This is a genomic window from Herbiconiux sp. SALV-R1, from assembly GCF_013113715.1.
Taxonomy (GTDB): domain Bacteria; phylum Actinomycetota; class Actinomycetes; order Actinomycetales; family Microbacteriaceae; genus Herbiconiux.
Window position 1 is genome coordinate 3,258,102 of the sequence record NZ_CP053344.1, and the last position, 17,634, is coordinate 3,275,735.

15 protein-coding genes are annotated in these 17,634 nt (G+C 72.1%); 2 read left to right on the forward strand and 13 right to left on the reverse strand.

Annotation, left to right across the window (positions count from 1 at the left end; genetic code table 11):
* Positions 1 to 59: 59 nt before the first annotated feature.
* From HL652_RS15575 to HL652_RS15590, 4 genes are all read right to left on the reverse strand, one after another.
* A complete protein-coding gene (locus tag HL652_RS15575) occupies positions 60 to 1,328 on the reverse strand; it encodes an ABC transporter substrate-binding protein (protein WP_171707393.1) in 1,269 nt (422 codons plus the stop codon).
* A 188-nt stretch (positions 1,329 to 1,516) separates the two neighbouring features.
* Positions 1,517 to 2,524 (reverse strand): LacI family DNA-binding transcriptional regulator, encoded by a 1,008-nt coding sequence (locus HL652_RS15580; protein WP_171706153.1) that lies wholly within the window; start codon positions 2,522 to 2,524, stop codon positions 1,517 to 1,519.
* A 177-nt stretch (positions 2,525 to 2,701) separates the two neighbouring features.
* Complete coding sequence (locus HL652_RS15585; RefSeq protein WP_171706154.1) at positions 2,702 to 3,598, reverse strand: alpha/beta fold hydrolase; 897 nt, start codon at positions 3,596 to 3,598, stop codon at positions 2,702 to 2,704.
* A gap of 73 nt (positions 3,599 to 3,671) precedes the next feature.
* Entirely contained in the window at positions 3,672 to 4,196 is a 525-nt protein-coding gene (locus tag HL652_RS15590; protein ID WP_171706155.1) for a VOC family protein, read from the reverse strand.
* 96 nt (positions 4,197 to 4,292) lie between these two features.
* Here HL652_RS15590 and HL652_RS15595 point away from each other — a divergent pair, with 96 nt between their 5' ends.
* Entirely contained in the window at positions 4,293 to 5,078 is a 786-nt protein-coding gene (locus tag HL652_RS15595) for an AraC family transcriptional regulator (RefSeq protein WP_171706156.1), read from the forward strand.
* Between the two features lie 40 nt (positions 5,079 to 5,118).
* On the opposite strand, the gene HL652_RS15600 is transcribed toward HL652_RS15595, so the two are convergent.
* Positions 5,119 to 5,343: a response regulator gene (locus HL652_RS15600; protein WP_171706157.1), complete on the reverse strand. Its 225-nt coding sequence runs from the start codon at positions 5,341 to 5,343 to the stop codon at positions 5,119 to 5,121.
* Positions 5,344 to 5,416: 73 nt separating this feature from the next.
* On the opposite strand from HL652_RS15600, the gene HL652_RS15605 reads away from it, so the two are divergent.
* The gene (locus tag HL652_RS15605) at positions 5,417 to 6,361 is read left to right on the forward strand and encodes a DNA-3-methyladenine glycosylase family protein (protein WP_171706158.1); all 945 of its coding nucleotides are present in this window, start codon (positions 5,417 to 5,419) and stop codon (positions 6,359 to 6,361) included.
* A 357-nt stretch (positions 6,362 to 6,718) separates the two neighbouring features.
* On the opposite strand, the gene HL652_RS15610 is transcribed toward HL652_RS15605, so the two are convergent.
* From HL652_RS15610 to HL652_RS15645, 8 genes are all read right to left on the reverse strand, one after another.
* Entirely contained in the window at positions 6,719 to 7,057 is a 339-nt protein-coding gene (locus HL652_RS15610) for a hypothetical protein (protein ID WP_171706159.1), read from the reverse strand.
* A 375-nt stretch (positions 7,058 to 7,432) separates the two neighbouring features.
* A complete protein-coding gene (gene purM / locus HL652_RS15615; RefSeq protein WP_171706160.1) occupies positions 7,433 to 8,542 on the reverse strand; it encodes a phosphoribosylformylglycinamidine cyclo-ligase in 1,110 nt (369 codons plus the stop codon).
* 87 nt (positions 8,543 to 8,629) lie between these two features.
* Complete coding sequence (locus HL652_RS15620) at positions 8,630 to 10,186, reverse strand: serine hydrolase (protein WP_171706161.1); 1,557 nt, start codon at positions 10,184 to 10,186, stop codon at positions 8,630 to 8,632.
* A 474-nt stretch (positions 10,187 to 10,660) separates the two neighbouring features.
* Positions 10,661 to 13,030 (reverse strand): efflux RND transporter periplasmic adaptor subunit, encoded by a 2,370-nt coding sequence (locus tag HL652_RS21975; protein WP_171706162.1) that lies wholly within the window; start codon positions 13,028 to 13,030, stop codon positions 10,661 to 10,663.
* A 92-nt stretch (positions 13,031 to 13,122) separates the two neighbouring features.
* Complete coding sequence (locus HL652_RS15630; RefSeq protein WP_171706163.1) at positions 13,123 to 14,088, reverse strand: DUF5666 domain-containing protein; 966 nt, start codon at positions 14,086 to 14,088, stop codon at positions 13,123 to 13,125.
* Positions 14,089 to 14,128: 40 nt separating this feature from the next.
* Positions 14,129 to 15,361 (reverse strand): ABC transporter permease, encoded by a 1,233-nt coding sequence (locus HL652_RS15635; protein ID WP_171706164.1) that lies wholly within the window; start codon positions 15,359 to 15,361, stop codon positions 14,129 to 14,131.
* Positions 15,358 to 16,212, reverse strand: coding sequence for an ABC transporter ATP-binding protein (locus HL652_RS15640; protein WP_216603910.1), 855 nt, complete (start codon positions 16,210 to 16,212; stop codon positions 15,358 to 15,360). Before HL652_RS15640 ends, HL652_RS15635 begins: the two co-directional genes overlap by 4 nt.
* Positions 16,212 to 17,504 (reverse strand): efflux RND transporter periplasmic adaptor subunit, encoded by a 1,293-nt coding sequence (locus HL652_RS15645; RefSeq protein ID WP_171706165.1) that lies wholly within the window; start codon positions 17,502 to 17,504, stop codon positions 16,212 to 16,214. Before HL652_RS15645 ends, HL652_RS15640 begins: the two co-directional genes overlap by 1 nt.
* Positions 17,505 to 17,634 lie beyond the last annotated feature (130 nt).

Consider the following 17,634-nt stretch of genomic DNA (forward strand, 5'->3'; position numbering starts at 1 on the left):
GCTTCCTTGGTGCGGGTTGGTGTGACGTGGTGCGTTTGGTGTTGCCGGGGTGCGGTGTCTTACTTGCGGAAGTCGTCGACGTACGAGTCGTAGTCGTCGCTCAGCGTGGTGAGCACCGCGGTGGGGTCTTCCGTGCCGTTGATGAGGTTCTGCAGCTCGCCGTTCAGCTCGTCGTAGAACGTGGGGGTGGGCCAGTCGGGGTAGAAGGCCAGCCCGTCGCGCTCGTTGATCGTGTTGAACTGGTCGATCAGCTCCTTGCTCTTCTCATCGGTGATGTCGGCGATGTCGGCCGCCACGGGGAGGCCGCCGTTGTTGCCCAGGATGGCCTGGATCTCGGGGCGCATCGTGATGTCGATGAACTTGTACGCCAGGTCGGGGTTCTTGGCGCTGGCCGGCACGACCCACATGTTGCCCGCCGAACCGAGGTTCAGCTCCGACTCCGGGAACTCGAAGATGCCCCAGTCGAAACCGGTGATCTCCTCGGTGAACCTGCCGTACCACCAGCTGCCCGAGACGAACATCGGGGCATCGCCGTTGATGAACGACACACCGGCGTCTTCGGCCTTGAGGCCCGAGGCGTCGGGCGAGATGTAGCCCTTGTCGACGTAGTCCTTCACGGTGTCGGTGGCGTAGGTGAGCGGCTCGCCCTGCCAGTCGACCGGGTTGGTGTAGAGCTGGTAGTCGTCGACCCAGTCGCGGTCGGCCTTGCTGAGGGCCAGCTGGTACCAGAGCTGACCGAGCGGGTACTCCTGCGCCGCCTCGGCGAGCGGCGTGGTGCCGGCGTCCTTGAACGCCTTCATGTCGGCCTCGAACTCGGCGTAGGTGGTCGGCACCTCGAGACCGGCTTCGGCGAAGGCGTCCTTGTTGTAGTAGACGGTGACGAACTCGCCGTAGTTCGGCACGCCGTACCAGGGGCCCGAGCCCATGACGCCCTCGTCGTCGTAGCGTGCGGTGGTCTGGAGGGCGGGAGCGAGCTTGTCGTCCCAGCCGTACTCCTCCACCGCATCCGTGATGTCGGTGAGCAGGCCCTGGCTGGCCAGGAGGCCGGCGGTGCCGTTGCCCTTGGCGTACTCGAGGATGTCGGGGGCCTCGTTCGAGTTGAGAACCTGGCTCGCGGTCGAACGGATCTGCTCGAAGCCCTTCTCCTCGAACTCGACCGTGGCGCCGGTCTCCTCCTCGAAGACCTTGATGGCCTCGTCCCAGGCCTTGCCCATGGCGCTGTCAGCGCCCTCGTAGTGCCAGAGCGTGAGCGTCTTGTCATCGCCCGAATCGCCGGAGCCGCTGGAGCAGCCGGCGAGAACCGTGGTCGCGGCGGCGAGGGTCGCCATTCCGGCGAGGACGCGGGTGCGTCGTTTCACTGTCTACCTCCTTGTAGTGAGCAGGATGCTCGGTGTTCTGTGTGGTGCTGGTCGGGTGGATCGGGATCTCGGCGTTTCTGTCGAAGCGCTTCGATGGGGTGGTGCGTCGGTATGGCGGGTGTGGTGGTGGGCCCGGCTGCAGCCGGACATCGCCGGGATCAGGCGACCGGAGCGGTCGACCCCTTGGCGATGTATGAGGGCGGCACCAGCTCGACCACGGGTTCTGCCGAACCGGTGAGCTGGCGCATGGTGAGCTCGACACCCCGACGCCCGGTGACCAGGGCAGGGAGGGGGATGACGTCGAGCGGAGGATCGAGCTGATCGGTCGGGAAGCTGGAGCAGGCCGAGACGATCGACAGATCGGCCGGGATGCTCAGGCCCTCCTTGCGGAGCAGCTCGAGGAGCATGGTGTGCACGGGCTCGTTGCAGTTGAGCACGAGGGCGGAGAGCCCGGGGAGCGTGGCGCGGAGCTCGTCGACGGCGGCCTTCACACTCGCCGGGTCTTGCTCGGGCATCACGAACAGGGTGTCGACGCCGAAGTCGGCGGCGGCGGTCGCGAAGGCGTCGCGGAATCGGATGGGGAAGTTCGAGCCGCGCTCGTAGAGCTCGGAGGGGTGGCCGATCAGGCCGATCTGCCGGTGGCCCTGGGCCACCAGGCGCTCGACCGAGAGGCAGGCCGCCGACTCGAAGTCGAGGTCGACGCAGGTGAGGCCCGTGGTGTCGCCCGGGATGCCGACGAGGGTGACGGGGATGTCGAGTTCGCGCACGAGCGGCACGCGGGTGTCGTCGCGGTCGACGTCGAGCAGCACGATGCCGTCGACGAGCTTCGAGGAGACCATGCGGCGCAGGCCGTTCACGGCTTCGTCCTGCACGAGGAGCACGGTGTCGTAGTCGAACTCGCGGGCGGCCTCGGCGATGGCGAGCACGAAGGTCATGTGCGCCGGGGCGTAGGTGTCGGCGTGCAGGGGCGCGCTCAGGGCGAGGAGGTTCGTTCGGCTGCCGGCGAGCATGCGGGCCCCGGCGTTCGGGCGGTAGCCCAGCTCGGCGACGGCGGCGTCGATGCGGTCGCGGGTGGCTGCGGCGATGGTGCGCTTGCCGCTGAGGGCGTAGGAGACCGTCGAGATCGACACGCCGGCGGCGCGGGCGACGTCTTGGATCGAGGCCATCTCGCCGCCTTCCTGTCGTCTCTGCCAGAGTGTCGAAGCGCTTCGCGGAAGCGCTTCGACACCACGCTAGATACTCCAGGGCGATCGGTCAACCTTTTCGGGGGAATTTGTTGCCGGTGGGCACAAATTGGGTCGCGCGCGCCGTCGTCTGGCGAGGTCGGGCTGCGTCAGGTGACGTCAGGGCCCGGGCGCGGGTGACTCGATCGCCGCCGCGACGACTCGGGCCATGCGGGGGCGGATCATGTGGTCGCTCACGTTGACGACGTGAGTGGTGACGTTCCGCATCTTCTCGATGATGGCGAGGTTGCCGGGCACGAGGAACTCGTCGAGGCGACCGTAGACGACCTCGACCGGGCGATCGACCTGGGCGAGATCGCTGATGACCGTCTGCGACTCGATGCAGTGCTCGAGCGATTTCACGAAGGCGTCCCACGTGTCTTCGGTGATCTCCATCACGTGTTCGACCGGCAGCAGCCTCGAGACGACCGCCGCGTGGGCGATCGTGAAGTCCTTGTTCTGCCGGAAGAACTGGTAGGCCTGCAGGTAGCCGCTCACCCGCTGCCGCACCCGGGGGTCGCCTATCTCGTTCGGTGAGAGGTAGACGGGCGGGCTGACGAGCACGAGCTTGTCGATGTGGGGCTCGTGGGTGGCGGCGTAGCGGCTCGCGATGAGGGTGCCGAGCGAGTGGCCCACCAAGACGAACGGATGCTCGAGTCGCAAGGACCGGATGGTGTGGGCGAGGGCCGCCACGTGCTCGTCGAGGGTGTACTCGGCGTGCGCGGGGCGCGGCGAACCGCCGAACCCGAGCAGGTCGATGGCGATCACCCGATGGGTCTCGGTGATGAGCGGCTTGAGGTAGTGGAAGGTGGCCGACGAGGAGGCGATGCCGTGGATCATCACGACGACGGGTTGCTGGTCGGCGGCCCGGTGGGCGTCGGTTTCGCGGGAATGGGTTGTGGGTGCATCCGTCGCGTGGGCGTGGGGCGCGTGGGGCGCTCCGGTGTCGTACGCCACCGACAGCAGCGGCGCGCGCGGATCGCGGAGGTTCTCGATCCAGTCCTCAAGCCTCGACATGTGTTCACTCTGCCCGTGCCACCGACCCGGCGCAACGAGGCCACGCGTCAGGGTGCGGTCGGGCCCTCAGGGGTCACGACTGCGTCGCGGCCCACTCCGCCACGCGCCGGGCGCTCTCCTCGGGCGAGATGTCGTCGACCCTGGTCATGATCGACCAGCGCACGCCGAAGGGGTCGAGCACCGAGGCGAAGCGGTCGCCCGAGACGAAGCTCGCCGGCTTCTCGCGCACGGTGGCGCCCCTCGCAGCTGCGGCCTCGGTGACCTCGTCGACGGCGGGCACGTACACGGCCAGCGAGTAGCTGGCGCCGCGTTCGGGGTCGGTCACGACGAGGCCGTACGACTCCAGCGGATCGCTCAGGGTGAGCATGCCGGTGCCGAAGTCGAGCACCGCGTGAGCGACGAGTTCGGTGCCCGCGTCGCCCGGGAAGCGCGTGACGTCGACCACGCGGGCGCCGAACACGGCGCTGTAGAACTCGAGCGCCTCGGCGGCGGGCGACACCACGATGTGCGGGGTGATCGAGGTGGAGCCGTGAGGCAAGCCGTCGGTCGTGTGCTCTCCGGTGACTCCGGTGACGGGGGTGTGTGATTCAGTGGTCATGACGCCAGCGTAGGAAGCCTGCGCGGGCCGGTCTTGAACTTTCGCGACACTGTGGAGAGAAGCTGCGACAGCGCTCCTGGGGAGGAGGCGCATCCGATGTCGGGTCCGACCTCGAAGGGGCACCTCAACCCCGGCGATGCCGGGGTGGCCTTCGACCGCTTCGAGCTGGGCCCGGGTCTCGGCGAGCTGGTGCGTCACGTCTGGGTGGTGCACTGGAACCTGCCGGCCGGTGAGACCCGGCCGCAGCGCGTGCTGAGCTACCCGGCCTTCAACGTCGTGGTGCAGAGGGAGGGCGCCGTGCTGGCAGGCCCCGACCCGCGCGTCTCGGTGACCGAGCTGCGCGGCAGCGGCTGGGGCGTCGGCGTGCTCTTCCGTCCGGCCGCGGGGCCGCTGCTCGCCACCCGACCGCCACGCGAGCTGGTCGGGAAGATCGAGCCGTTCCCGGATGCGCCCACGGCGCGCATCACGACCCTCCTGGAACGCGGTGGCTCACGCCACGATCTGGTCGCCGCGCTCCGGCACTGGCTGGGGCCGCTCGCTGCCTCGGTCGACGAGAGCGGGATGCTGGTGAACCGGGTGGCCCGGGCGGCCGAGCGGGATCGCGACGTCGTGCGTGCATCCGATCTCGCCGACCGGGCGGGCGTCGGCCTGCGCACGCTCGAACGGCTCACCCGCGAGTTCATCGGCGTGACGCCGAAGTGGCTCATCGAGTGCCGCAGGTTGCAGGAGGCGGCGACGAGGTTGCACGCGCATCCGTCGACCGCGTTGAGCCCGCTCGCCGCCGAGCTCGGCTACGCCGACTACGCCCACTTCGCGCGGCGGTACACCGCGATCGTGGGCGAGTCGCCGCGGGCGACGGCGCGGGCCGCGGGAGGGGGATGAGGCGCGTCAGCGCGTCACCGCCCCAGCGCATCCGGGGTCGTCAGTGCTCGTCGTACTTGCCCTCGAAGAGGATCTCGGAGACCTCGTTGAAGCGGTAGGTCGCGGTCGCCGGGCCGTCGCTGCCGTCGGTCGCCGAGACGTAGCGGTAGACGAGCTGCCCCTCGCTGTACGGCAGCACCAGTTCTTCGGGCGCGCCGTCGTCGAGCGGGATGGTCTGGCCGTCGAGGGGGCCGCCGGAGAGGTGGGCGAGTGCGGGAGTGGTCATCGTCCCAGGCTACTCGGCAACCGCCCTTTGCGGATGTCGGTGGCGTGCCCCAGGATGTGCGCAGGAGGCGATCATGAGCGCAGCACAGCACCCCGCGGGTGGGCAGGCCCGCGGCTCGTTCACGATCGAGCCGCGGGGTGGGTACTCGCTGGCGGCGAGCATCCGGTTCCTCGAGGGCTTCGAGCCCGCGGCGTTCCCCTCGGCGCCTGAGGGTGCGCCCGTGGTGCTCGACGCGGCGTTCCCGCTCGAGGGCTCGTGGCTGACGGTCGGCGTGTCGGTCGAGCAGGCGGAGTCGGGGGCGGTGCGGGGGCGGCTGTACGCCGATCGCGCGCTGGGGCGGGCCGAGCTGTCGGCCGCGAAAGCGCAGGTGGAGCGCATCCTGTCGCTCGACGTCGACGGGAGCGGCTACGCCGAGGTGGGTGAGCGCGACCCGGTCATCGGGCGTCTGCAGGCCGCCTTTCCCGGGCTGCGACCGGTGTGCTTCTGGTCGTGGTACGAGGCGGCAGCGTGGTCGATCATCGGGCAACGGATGCGCATGGGCCAGGCCGCGGCCGTGAAGGCGGGCCTCGCCACCGAACTCGGCACGCCGGTGCAGGTGGGCGGGTCGGTGCAGCAGGCGTTCCCGGCGCCGCGGCAGCTGGCCGAGCTGCAGTACTTCCCGGGGCTCACCGCCGCGAAGGTCGAGCGGCTGCGGGCTCTGGCCGAGGCCGCGCGGGTGAACAGGTTCGACAGCGCGGGTCTGCGGTCGATGCCCCGCGCCGACGCCCTGGAGGCACTGCAGGAGCTGCCCGGCATCGGCCCGCTCTCGGCCGAGCTCGTGCTGCTCCGCGGAGCCGGCGACCCCGACCACGTCCCCGACCACACCGCGCGGCTGACCGCAGCCGTGCAGTGGGCCTACGACCTCGACTCTCCCCCCACCGCCGAGCACATCGCCACCCTCGCCAAGGCCTGGGCCCCCTACCGCACCTGGGCCGTCGTCCTCCTCCGCTCCGCCCACTACGAGGCCACGCGCGGCTGAGCCGGCGCGTGCGGCGTTGAGGGCCGGCGCCGGGTTCGCCGAACGACGGAGTTTCCACCCGTTCCGGCAGAACGACGGATGCCGACGCCGCATCCGGCACGAAACTCCGTCGTTCGGGCGTGGCCGCCAGCGGGGTCGAGGCATGAGCGAGGTCGTGGCACTGCCTCATCTGCCGCGGCGCGGGCGGCGTCAGGCTCTGCCGAACGACGGAGCTTCCGCCCGATCCGGCAGAACGACGGATGCTGGGGCCACATCCGGCGCGAAACTCCGTCGTTCGGGAGGGAAACTCCGTCATTCGGAAGGGAGACTCCGTCGTTCGGGAGGGAAACTCCGTCGTTTGGGGGGGGGGGGAGCTCGTCAGGGGGTGGCGACGTGGGCGAGGGCGAAGCCCGCGAAGGTGACGCAGTCGTCGGCGAGGTCGACGGGGATGCTCACCCAGTCCTTGAAGGGGTGCTTCGCTCCCCCGGGGTCGAAGAGTTCGGCGCCGGGGAGGGCGAGGGCGCCGGAGTGCTCGGGTGTGCCCGCGCCGAGCTTCAGGCCGATCAGCTCACCGTTCAGACAGGCGAACATCGTGCCGGAGCGCTTCAGGATGGGCCGCCCCATCATGCGCCCGCGCTCGATCGCGGTGTCGCCGAGCTCGGCCGCCACCCGATCGAACACCTCGAGCGCCTGCTGCGATGGTACGGGTGCGGCCATGCGTCCTCCCGGGATCGGCGCCCCACGCTCGCGGGGCTCAGCGGTGCCGCCAGCGTACCGCCCACCCTGCCCCGCACAACACGCGCTGACACCTGAACCCGCCGCGGACGACCCCGATCCGACGGTGAAGCGCGGCCGCCCAGAGCAGCGGCTCGTTGTAGAGCCCACAGGCGCCAGGCCGTAGGAGCCAGCCAAGCCGCGGCGAGCCAGGAGCGCCGCAGGCGCCGCAGCCCGCGGGTGAACGCGCCGAGACGCCGGCGAGGACCCAGGCGGCGGAGCCGGAGCCGCCCGTCAGGCGGCGGAGCCGGAGCCGCCCGTCAGGCGGCGGCGGAGCCGGAGCCGCCCGTCAGGCGGCGGCGGAGCCGGAGCCGCCCTTCAGGCGGCGGCATAGGTGCCGACGAGGCGCACGGCGCCGCCGTCAACGCCCTTGGCGCCCTGCTCGAAGCCGTCGAGGCCGTCGGCGCGCGCGGCCGTCGACACCGTGCCGACCGGCCAGGTGCGGATGCCCTCCGCCTCGATCGCCGCGACCACCGCCGAGGCGGCGCGCGCCGAGACCACCGCGAAGAAACCGACGCCGAGGTTCCAGGTGCCCTCCGAGCTCTCGAGCGAGCTGCCCGCCAGCGACGACAGCACGCGGAACACCGGCGCCGGCGACCACGTCGAGCGGTCGACCTCGACCCATGATCCGCGCGGCAGCACCCGCGCCAGGTTCGCGGCGATGCCGCCGCCCGTCACGTGCGAGAGCGCGTGCACGGCCCCCGCGAGCACGGGGTCGCCGAGCACCCGCACGAGCGGTCCGGTGTACAGCCGCGTCGGCTCGAGCAGCACCTCCCCCACGACTCCGCCGAAGTCGGCCGACGAGTCGCCGTAGCCGAGCGAGGCTCCCGCCAGGATGTGCCGCACCAGCGAGAACCCGTTGGAGTGCAGCCCCGACGACTCCAGAGCCAGCACGACGTCTCCGTCGAGCACCCGGTCGGCGCCGAGCACCGCATCCGCTTCGACGACACCCACCGCGGCCCCCGCCACGTCGTAGTCGTCTGCCCCCATGAGCCCCGGATGCTCGGCCGTCTCGCCCCCCACGAGCGCCGTACCGGTCTCGGCGCAGGCGTTCGCGATGCCGGCGACGATGGTGGCTATGCGCTCGGGCACCACCTTGCCGCAGGCGATGTAGTCGGTCATGAACAGCGGCCGCGCGCCCACCACGACGATGTCGTCGACGACCATGCCCACCAGGTCTTGCCCGATGGTGTCGTGCTTGTCGAGCGCCTGCGCGATCGCGATCTTGGTGCCGACGCCGTCGGTCGAGGTGGCCAGCAGCGGATGCGCGTACCCTTTCAGCGCCGCCGCGTCGAACAGCCCGGCGAAGCCGCCGACCCCGCCCAGCACCTCGGGGCCGTGCGTGCGCTGCACGGCGGCCTTCATCAGCTCGACCGCGCGGTCGCCCGCCTCGGTGTCGACTCCGGCGGCGGCGTAACTGTTGCTCATGGTCCTATTGTCGCGGATGCGGCGGCCGGCCACCCGCCACCCCTCACGAGGGCGTACACGGGCACCCGGCCGACCGGCCGCCGACGCTCACTCCGCAGCGAGCAGCGCCACCGCATCCTGAACCTGACCGAAGAACGTCGCCTGGTCGGCGAGTTCGGCCGGGTCGTCGGAGCGACCCTGGATGGAGATCGTGAACGCCTTGCCGTCTTCGCGCTCGAGGTACCACGAGCCCGCGAGCACACCCATCGAGCTACCGCCCTTGAAGGCCACGTAGCTCCAGTCGTCGCCGAAGGTCTCGGCACCGAGCCCGGGGTTCACGGCGAGGATCTCGCGCACCGGCGCCCCCGACTCCGTCGCGGCGAGCCGCTGCAGCCCGAGGTGCACGGCCGTGAGGTCGTCGGCGGTGGTGAACCAGTCGAGCCCCAGCTGCCAGACCGGCGTGGTGACCGCCGACACCTTCACGTCGGGCAGGCCCGTCGGCAGTGCGTCGAGCAGTGCCCGGCGCTCGGTGGCGTCGGCGTCGTTCCACGCCTCGCGGCCCGAGGTCTCGGCGGCGCCCTCGCCCCAGCCGAGCTGGAACAGTCCGCGCGTGGTGAGCAGCGGGTCGGCCTGGGAGGGATCGTGGTGGCCGAGGTCGGCGAAGGCGCGGAGCAGCGCATCCGGACCGACCGCCTCGATGAGCAGGTCGGTGGCGGTGTTGTCGCTGATCGAGATCATCTTCTCGGCGGCGTCGCGCACGGTGACCTGGGTGCCCGAGGGCTCGTTCTGGAGCTCGCCCGAGGGGAGGCTCTTGACGTCGTCGGTGATGGTGAGCGGCGTGTCCCAGCCGAGGCCGCCGTCGGCGATCGTCTGGGCGACAGCGCCGAGCACGTAGAGCTTGAACATCGAGCCCGAGGGCATCGGCTCGTCGGCGGTGAGGCCCGCCTCCGACACCGCGCGCTCGTCGGAAGCGTCGGATGCGTCGGATGCGTCGGATGCGCCGGTCACCTCGGTGACGACGAGACGGCCGTCGGCGGCGAAGGAGTCGACCGTGTCTTCGAGCTCCTGCCAGCTGGTGGCGGGCACGCGATCGGCAGCGACCGGTGTGAACAGCAGGCCCGCGAGGCGGTCTTCGGCGTCGAGGGCGAGCTGCATGTCGAGGGCGTCGCCGGAGGCCGGGGTGATCGTGATGACGGCCTGGGTTCCGACGGCTTCGACCGCCGTCGGGATCCACGGGCCCTGCGCGCCGAGCTGCCCGAACACGGCGACGAGCTCGTCGGGGCTGATCGACTCCAACGCCTCGGGGGCGAACCTCGCCTCGACGTCGGCACGCTGATCCTTCTCCGGGATCTCGCCGTTCAGAGCCCGCAGCACCCAGCCCGCCTGCTCGCCGAGCACTCCCTCGGGCAGCTCGACCTCGGTCGCCGCGGCGGAGGTGGCGGATGCTGTGGCACCGGCGCCCGCCGACCCTGCGGGCGTGCAGGCGGCCAGGGTGAGCGCCAGTGCGGCGGCGGTCGCCGTGGCGGCGAGCGACCTGCCGGCGGCCGACGCGCCCGCGCCTCCGGCGCGACCAGCACGTCGGCCGCGCCGGGTGGGACGGTCGAGGGCGGTGCCGTCACCGCGCGGGGTCGTGGTGGGCGATGGGGCAAGGATCTCGTCGCTCATACCCCGAGTCAACCGGCCGGCCCCGCCCCGCACATCCGGCCCGAGGGGGAACCCGCTCCCCCTCGGGGATGACGCCCGCGCGGCGGCGACGCGCGTCCACTCGCCGCAGGCGCCGGCCGGCGACCGCTGATGGCGGTCGCGGGTGGCAGCCGCCCACCGCTCATAACTGCTCTCGCGCGCCCTGGCCACTCACGCGTCATGACCGCTCGCGGGTGGTAGCCGCCCACCGCTCACGGCTGCTCGCGCGCGCGGTGGCCGCTGACGTGGTGGCCGCTCACGACTGCTCGCGCGCGCGGTCGCCGCTGACGTGGTGCGCTGAGGCTGGCGCCGCGTGCGTGACCGCCGCACCGGTGCACGCGCGCCGGCATACGTCACGAGGCGTGCACGCCGGCGCCGCGGCCCCGCACCTGCCGCCCCGCGCCCGCCCCCGCCCGTGCACCGCGCCGGGGCGTGCACGGCGCGGCGCGGGGGCGGTCACTGGGTCGGTGGGCCGCCGGCCGGGAAGCCGGAGGTGCCGCCCGGGAAGCCGCCGCTCGGGACGGTGACCGTCGACGACGAGCCGCCGAGGCCGTTGAGGCCCGAGCTGCCGGTCTCCGAGTCGGAGTCGAGCACGTCGGAGTCGAGGTCGGCGAGCACGACGACGTCACCCTCCGAGAGGCCCGAGGTGACCTCGGTGCGCTCCGCTCCCATGGCGCCCACCTCGACCGGGGTCGGCTGCGAGGCGCCGTCGACGAGCAGGTCGACGGTGTAGTCCGTTCCGGAGCGGTGCACCGCCGAGGTGGGCACCGTGAGCACCGACGCCTGCGACGCCACCGCGACCTCCACCTGCGCCGACGCCCCGGTGAGGAGCGTCTGGTCGGTCGGGTCGAGCGCGATCACCACGTCGTACGAGGGCGACGACGAGTCGCTCGACACGTCGAGCACACCGATCGAGCTCACCACACCGGTCAGCGGGGCGTCGCCCTCACCGCTCGCGAGGGAGACGGATGCGCTCTGCCCGACCGCGAGCTTCGGCACGTTCGCGAGGGTGACGGTGGTCGAGACGAGGTAGCCGTCGTCGCCCAGCACCGTGATGACGGCCGAGGTCGACGCCGCCGTGACGGTGTCGCCGACCGCGAGCGAGACCGCCGCCACCGTACCCGAGATGGGACTCGTCAGGGTGGCCAGCGTGAGCTGCTGCTGCGCGATGGCGAGATCGGACTTCGCCACCTCGATCTCGGCCTGATCGGCGACGATCGTCTCGGCGGTGACGGTGCCGGAGACACCTGCCCCGCCCGCGGCCGCCGCTGACGCGCCGGAGCTCGACCCCGTGTCGACGGCGGCCACGAGCGCCACCGTCGTGACGGCGGTGCCCGAGCTCGAGCGCGAGGTCGAGCTGGAGGTCGTCGCCATCGCGGGCGCGGTCTGGGCGGTGGTCTCTGCAGACGTCGTCGGCGCCGGGGTCGGCGAAGGGGTCGCCGATCCGCCGCCCGAACCCGTGGACCCGCTCCCCGAGCCACCGGCCGAGCCTGCGGAACCGGCCGCCGCGACAGCGTCGGCGACGGCGGTCTGGAGGCTCGCGACCGCGTCGTCGAGCGCGGTCATGAGATCGAGCAGGGTCGACTGCGAGGTCTGCACCGCGACCTGCTCGGTCTGCACCTCCCCGATCGCCGTCTGGCAGGCGGCGAGGTCGGCCTTGATCGCGTCGAGCGCAGCCGAACCGTCTGCGGTTCCGGTGTCGCCGCCGGTGTCGGCCCCGGCATCCGTACCGTCATCGGCCGCGTCGCCACCCTCGTCGGACGACCCGCCCGACGAACCCGCGCCGCCTCCCGCGACGATGTCGTCGATCGTGGCCTCGAGGAAGGGGCGGCACGCGGCATCGCTCGACGCGATGGTCTCCTGGGTGGCGTCGGTCGCCGCCTGGGCTGTGGCGTACTGGTCGAGAAGGGCCTGCTGCGCGGTCTTCACGGCCGCGACTGCGGTGTCGATGGCGGTGGAGTCGAAGGCGGATCCGCCCGTTCCCGAGCCACCGCCCGAGCCCGAGTCGCTGCCGCCACCGGTGCCGGAGCCGCCGGCACCCGACCCGCTGTCCCCGCCGGTCCCGTCGGACGGCGCCCCGCCCGTCCCCCCGGAGGGCGCCGCGCCCGACGATCCGCCCGCCCCCGCCGCCGCATCGCCCGAGGCCCCCGCTCCGACGGAACCCCCGGCGCTCGTCGAACTGCTCGTCGACCCCGACGACTGCGCCTCGAGATCGCTCTCCAACTGCTCCTGAGCCGCCGTCACCGCCTCGTGGGCCCCGTCGACCGCATCCTGCAGATCGGAGGTGTCGAGCGTCGCGAGTTGCTGCCCCGCCGTGACCGTGTCACCCACCGAGACCGACACCCCGTTCACCGTGCCGCCCACCTGGAACGCCGAGTCGTGGCGACTCACCGCTGCGACCGTGCCGCTCAGCGCGAGCGTCTCGTCGACCGTGCCGAGCTCGGCGGTCGTGGTGCGGTAGTTCCCGCCCGACCCCTGCGACAGGGCGAAGGCCGCCCCGCCGCCCACCGCGCACAGCACCGCCGTCGCGGTGAGAACGGCGACGACCCGCCGGTTGCGCCGACGTCGAGCCTTCGCCTTCTTCGCAGCGAGAGGTGTCGGCTGCTCCACCGGCACCTCGGATGCGGTGAGCAGGTTCGAAGAGCCCGTCACCGGGCCATCGGCTCCGGCCGACCGCGGCGGCACTCCCGCGACCGCCAGCTGCGCAGCGGTGGGTGCCGTCTCTGCCGCTGCGGCGTCAACCGCGCCCGCGCCGCCGGAGGCGGCCGGCGCACCCGACGCGACCGGAGCACCCGGCGCACCCGACGCGGTGGACGCGTCCGACACAGCGGACGCATCCGCCGCACGCGCCGCCGGCCCCGCGGCGCCGCTGTCGGCCTTCCGCCACCTGCGGCCCTTCCCGCCTGGCTTCCTCATCGTCAGCTCCCGCTCGACGTCGACGAGCCCGAACCCGACGAACCCGAACCCGACGGCCGCTGACCGCCCATGCCCCCGGGGCCGCCCTGGGCGCCGCCGAAGCCGGTGGAGCATCCGTTCTCGCCCGCCTCCGAGACCGTGAGCGACGTCGCCGTCACCGCGCCGCTGTCGTCGGCCTCGCCCTGCGCCGTGACGCAGGCCCCCACAGCCAGCGCCGAGGAGTCGGCGGTGGCGGTCGAGGTGTAGCTGGTGGAGTCGTCGACGGCGACCTCGGTGCTCGAGCTCGCGCCGTCGGCGTCGGTGGTCTCGACGGTGATCGACGAGGCCGACACGGCGGTGACCAGTCCGCTCGTGAACCCGCCGAAGCCGCCCCCGCCGCCCATGCCCGAGTCGCCGGGCGCGCCGGTGGGCGTCACGCCGTCGGGCGCGTCCGTGGGCGGGGTGGCGCCGTCGGGGAGGTCGGTCGGAGGCGTTCCGTCACCCCCGGGGAAGCCTCCCCCGGCCCCGCCGAAACCAGGCGTCTCGCACGCGCCGTCGACCGCCGCGCTGATCATCACCGAGGTCGCCGCACCGGCCGCATCCGTGCCGGCCGCATCTGTGCTGCTCGTGTCTGCGCTGCCGCCGCCCGCATCCGCTCCCCCGCCGAACGACATGGTGGTGACGCAGACGCCCGCCGTCACGTCGGAGAGCGCCGCGGCGACGGTCTTCGTGATGCTGGTCGAGTCGGAGTAGGTGACCGCCGTCTGCGAGTCACTGCTCTGCACCTGCAGCGTGCTGCCGGTGATGGCGGCGATCTCGCCCGAGATGCCGCCGCCGCCGGGCGCCCGGCCCTCGGCCTGCGACGGAGCGCTGGTGGCCGCCGGGGTGGAGGATGCTGTGGTCGAGCTGGCGCAGGCCGAGAGCGTGAGCACGCTCGCTGCGGCGAGCACGAAGCCCGCTCGAAGGCTGATGGTCCGGGTGAGTGTCATGGTCGTAGCCGTTTCTGTGAGGGGAGAAGGAGGGAGAGCGTCACTCGCTGCGGAGCGCGTCGATCGGGGCGAGCCGGGCGGCCCGGGTGGCGGGGTAGACGCCGAACACCAGGCCGATGGCCACGGCGACCCCGATCGAGACCCCGACCGCGGCGGGTGACACGACGATCGACGAGCCGATCACCCCGGGCAGCGCCAGCGCCGCGCCGATGCCGAGCACCGCGCCGAGCACACCGCCGGTGAGCCCGAGGATGGCGGCCTCGACGAGGAACTGCCGTCGGATGGCCCAGGGCGGAGCGCCGAGCGCCTTGCGCAGGCCGATCTCGCGGGTGCGCTCGGTGACCGAGACCAGCATGATGTTCATCACCCCGATGCCGCCGACGAGCAGTGACAGCGCGGCGATGCCGGTGAGCAGCACGGTGAGGGTCTGGTAGATCGAGGTCGCCGTGTCGACCAGGGCGTTCTGCGAGCTGATGGTGAAGTCGGCCGAGTCGACGTCGCTGATCGAGTGCAGGTTGAGCAGCACCGTCTGCACCTCCTGGTAGGCGGCCGCGAGCTGCGCATCCGAGGCGGCTTTGACGTAGATGGTCGAGACCGAACTCGAGTCGGTGCCGCCGATCAGCTGGTTCGCCGCGGTCGACAGCGGCACGACGGCGAGGTCGTCGAGGTTCGACGAGCTGTCGGAACCCGCCGAGGCGAGCACACCGACGATCTCGAAGGAGCGGCCGTCGATGCTGACGCTCTGGCCCACCACGTTGGTGGTGCCGAACAGCTCGGTCGCCGTCTCGGAGCCCAGCACCGTGACCGCGGCCTGGGTCGCCTCGTCGTCGGCCGTGATGAACTCTCCGGCCACCAGCTCACGCGACCGCACGTCGAGCCACGACGGGGTGGTGCCGGTGACGGTGGTGGTCCAGTTGGTGTCGTTGGCCTCAAGCGCGAGCGAACTCGTCTTCTCGGCGGCGACGGATGCGACATCCGGCGCGTTCACCGCGGAGTCGAGCGCCTCGGCGTCGGCTGCTGTGAGGGTCGACCCGGTGCCGAAGCCTCCGCGCATGCCCGAGCTGTCGGTGCTCGACCCCGGCGAGACGATGAGCAGGTTGCTGCCGAGGGAGCTGATCTGCTCGCTCACGTCCTTCTGGGTGCCGAGGCCGAGACCCACCGTCATGATGACGGCGGCGATGCCGATGAGGATGCCGAGCACCGTGAGCAGGGAACGCAGCGCGTGCGCCCGCACGGCCGCCCAGCTCGTGCTGAGGGTCTCCGCCCAGTTCATGCCGCACCCGCCGATCCGGCCGGCGTGTGCGCGTCGCCCGGCAGGCCGTCGCCGCGGAGCTGACCGTCGCTCATCTGGCCGTCGAGGATCTGGCCGTCACCGATCTGACCGTTGCCGATCTGGCCGTCACGGATCTGGCCGTCGACGATCTGCCCGTCACGCACCCAGACGATGCGCCGCGCCCGTTCCGCGACCTCCAACTCGTGCGTGATGAGCACGATGGTGCGGCCGAGCTCGTTCAACTCGTCGAACAGCCCGAGCACGTCGGCGGTGGAGACGGAGTCGAGGTTGCCGGTCGGTTCGTCGGCCAGGATCATGGTGGGCTCCGCCACGAGCGCGCGGGCGACCGCCACGCGCTGCTGCTGCCCGCCGGAGAGCTCGCCGGGCTTGTTGGCAAGCCGCGAGCCGAGCCCCACCCGCTCGAGAGCCCGCTCGGCACGTCGGCGTCGTTCGGCGGCCGGCACGCCCGCGTAGATGAGCGGGAGCTCGACGTTGCGCCAGGCCTCGAGCGAGGGCAGCAGGTTGAACTGCTGGAACACGAAGCCGATCTCGGTGTTGCGGATCTCGGCGAGCTCGGCCTCGTCGAGATCGTCGACGTCGTGCCCGGCGAGGCGGTAATGGCCCGTGGTGAGGGTGTCGAGACAACCGAGGATGTTCATCAGGGTCGACTTGCCCGAGCCCGAGGGGCCCATGATCGCGACGTACTCGCCCTGGCCGATCGTCAGGTCGACACCACGCAGGGCCTCGAACTCGATCGCGCCGGAGCGATAGACCTTACGGGCCGCGGCGAGCTCGATGACGGCCTTGCCGTATTCCTCCTGCGGCATACGCTGCTCGGTGACCGTCGTCATCAGTTGCCACCCGTCGTTCCGCCGGGGAACTGGCCGCCGCCGGCTCCGCCCATCTGGGAGGGGTCGAAGCCCTCGGGGAGCGTTCCGCCGCCGGGGAACCCGCTGAAGCCGCCCTGGCCCGAACCGCCTCCCGTGCCGGAGTTGCCCTGGCCCGGGGTGAACACGGTGACCTGCACCTGGTCGCCCTCGGCGAGCCCGCCGGTGATCTCGGTGAGGGAGCCCGAAGTCTCACCCACGGTGACGGCGGTCTCCGTCTCGGCGCCGTCGGAACCGACGACCGTGACCGTGGAGGTGCCGTCCGCATCCGTCGTCACGGCGGCGCTCGGCACCGTCAGCACGTCGGTGCGACGCTCGTAGACGATGGAGGCGGTGACCGAGACGCCGTCGTACAGCCCCTCGGGCGACCCCGTCACGGCGACCGTCACCGGGTAGGCGGCGGCGCCCGAGCTGCTGGAGGGCAGCATGCCGACCTCGGAGACGGTGCCGAAGAACGACGTGCCGTCGTCGGTGGCCAGCTCGACCTGGTCGCCGACGGTGACGTTCTTCACATCGGTCTCGCCCACCGAGAGGGAGACCTGCCAGGAGTCGGTGCTGACGATGGTGAACTGGGCGGTGCTGGTGGAGCTCGAGGAGCCCGAGCTGCCGCTGCCCGTGCCGCCCGCCGCCGAGCCCGTGCCCGTGCCGCTCGCCGAGCCGGAGCCGGATGACGACGCCGACCCGCTCACCGTGTCCCCCACCTCGAGGTCCACCGCCGTCACGAGCCCGGCGACCGGAGCCACCAGCGTCGTGTCGCCCACCGCTGCCGCCGCCTTGTCGGCCGCCGCCTGCGCGACGGCGACCGCGGCCTCGTCGGAGGCGATCTGGGCTGCCGACGCATCCGTGCCGTCGTCATCGGCCTCGGCCGACGCGAGCGTCGCCTGCGCCTTGGCGAGGGTCGCCTGCGCCGCCAGCAGATCGGCCTGCACGGTGAGGGTGTCGACCGTCGCCAGCACGTCTCCGGCCGCGACCGTCGAACCCGCCTGCACGTTCACCGACGTGACGGTGCCCGCGACGGCGAAGTCGACGCTCTCGTTCACCGTGGGGGCCAGCGTGCCCGAGGCGTCGATGGTCTTTTCGAGCGTCTCGAGGCTCGCGGCGACGGTCGTGGTGGTCGGGGCGACCTGGGCGGTGGCCGACGAGGTCGCAGACAGCACGGCCCAGGTCGTGCCGCCGCCCACCACGACGAGCGCGGCGAGACCGACGATGATCCAGGTGCGGGGGCGGAGGCGCTTGGCGCGTTCGGCGAGTTTCATGGTCTCCCTCTGAGGGACGGACAACTGACTCGTCGACGCTAGAGACGTCGTTTATCAGCACCCTTGACCACGCCTTGGGCGACCCTATGAATGCACCGGTCGCCTCCGGATGCGCGTCACGACACGCGCC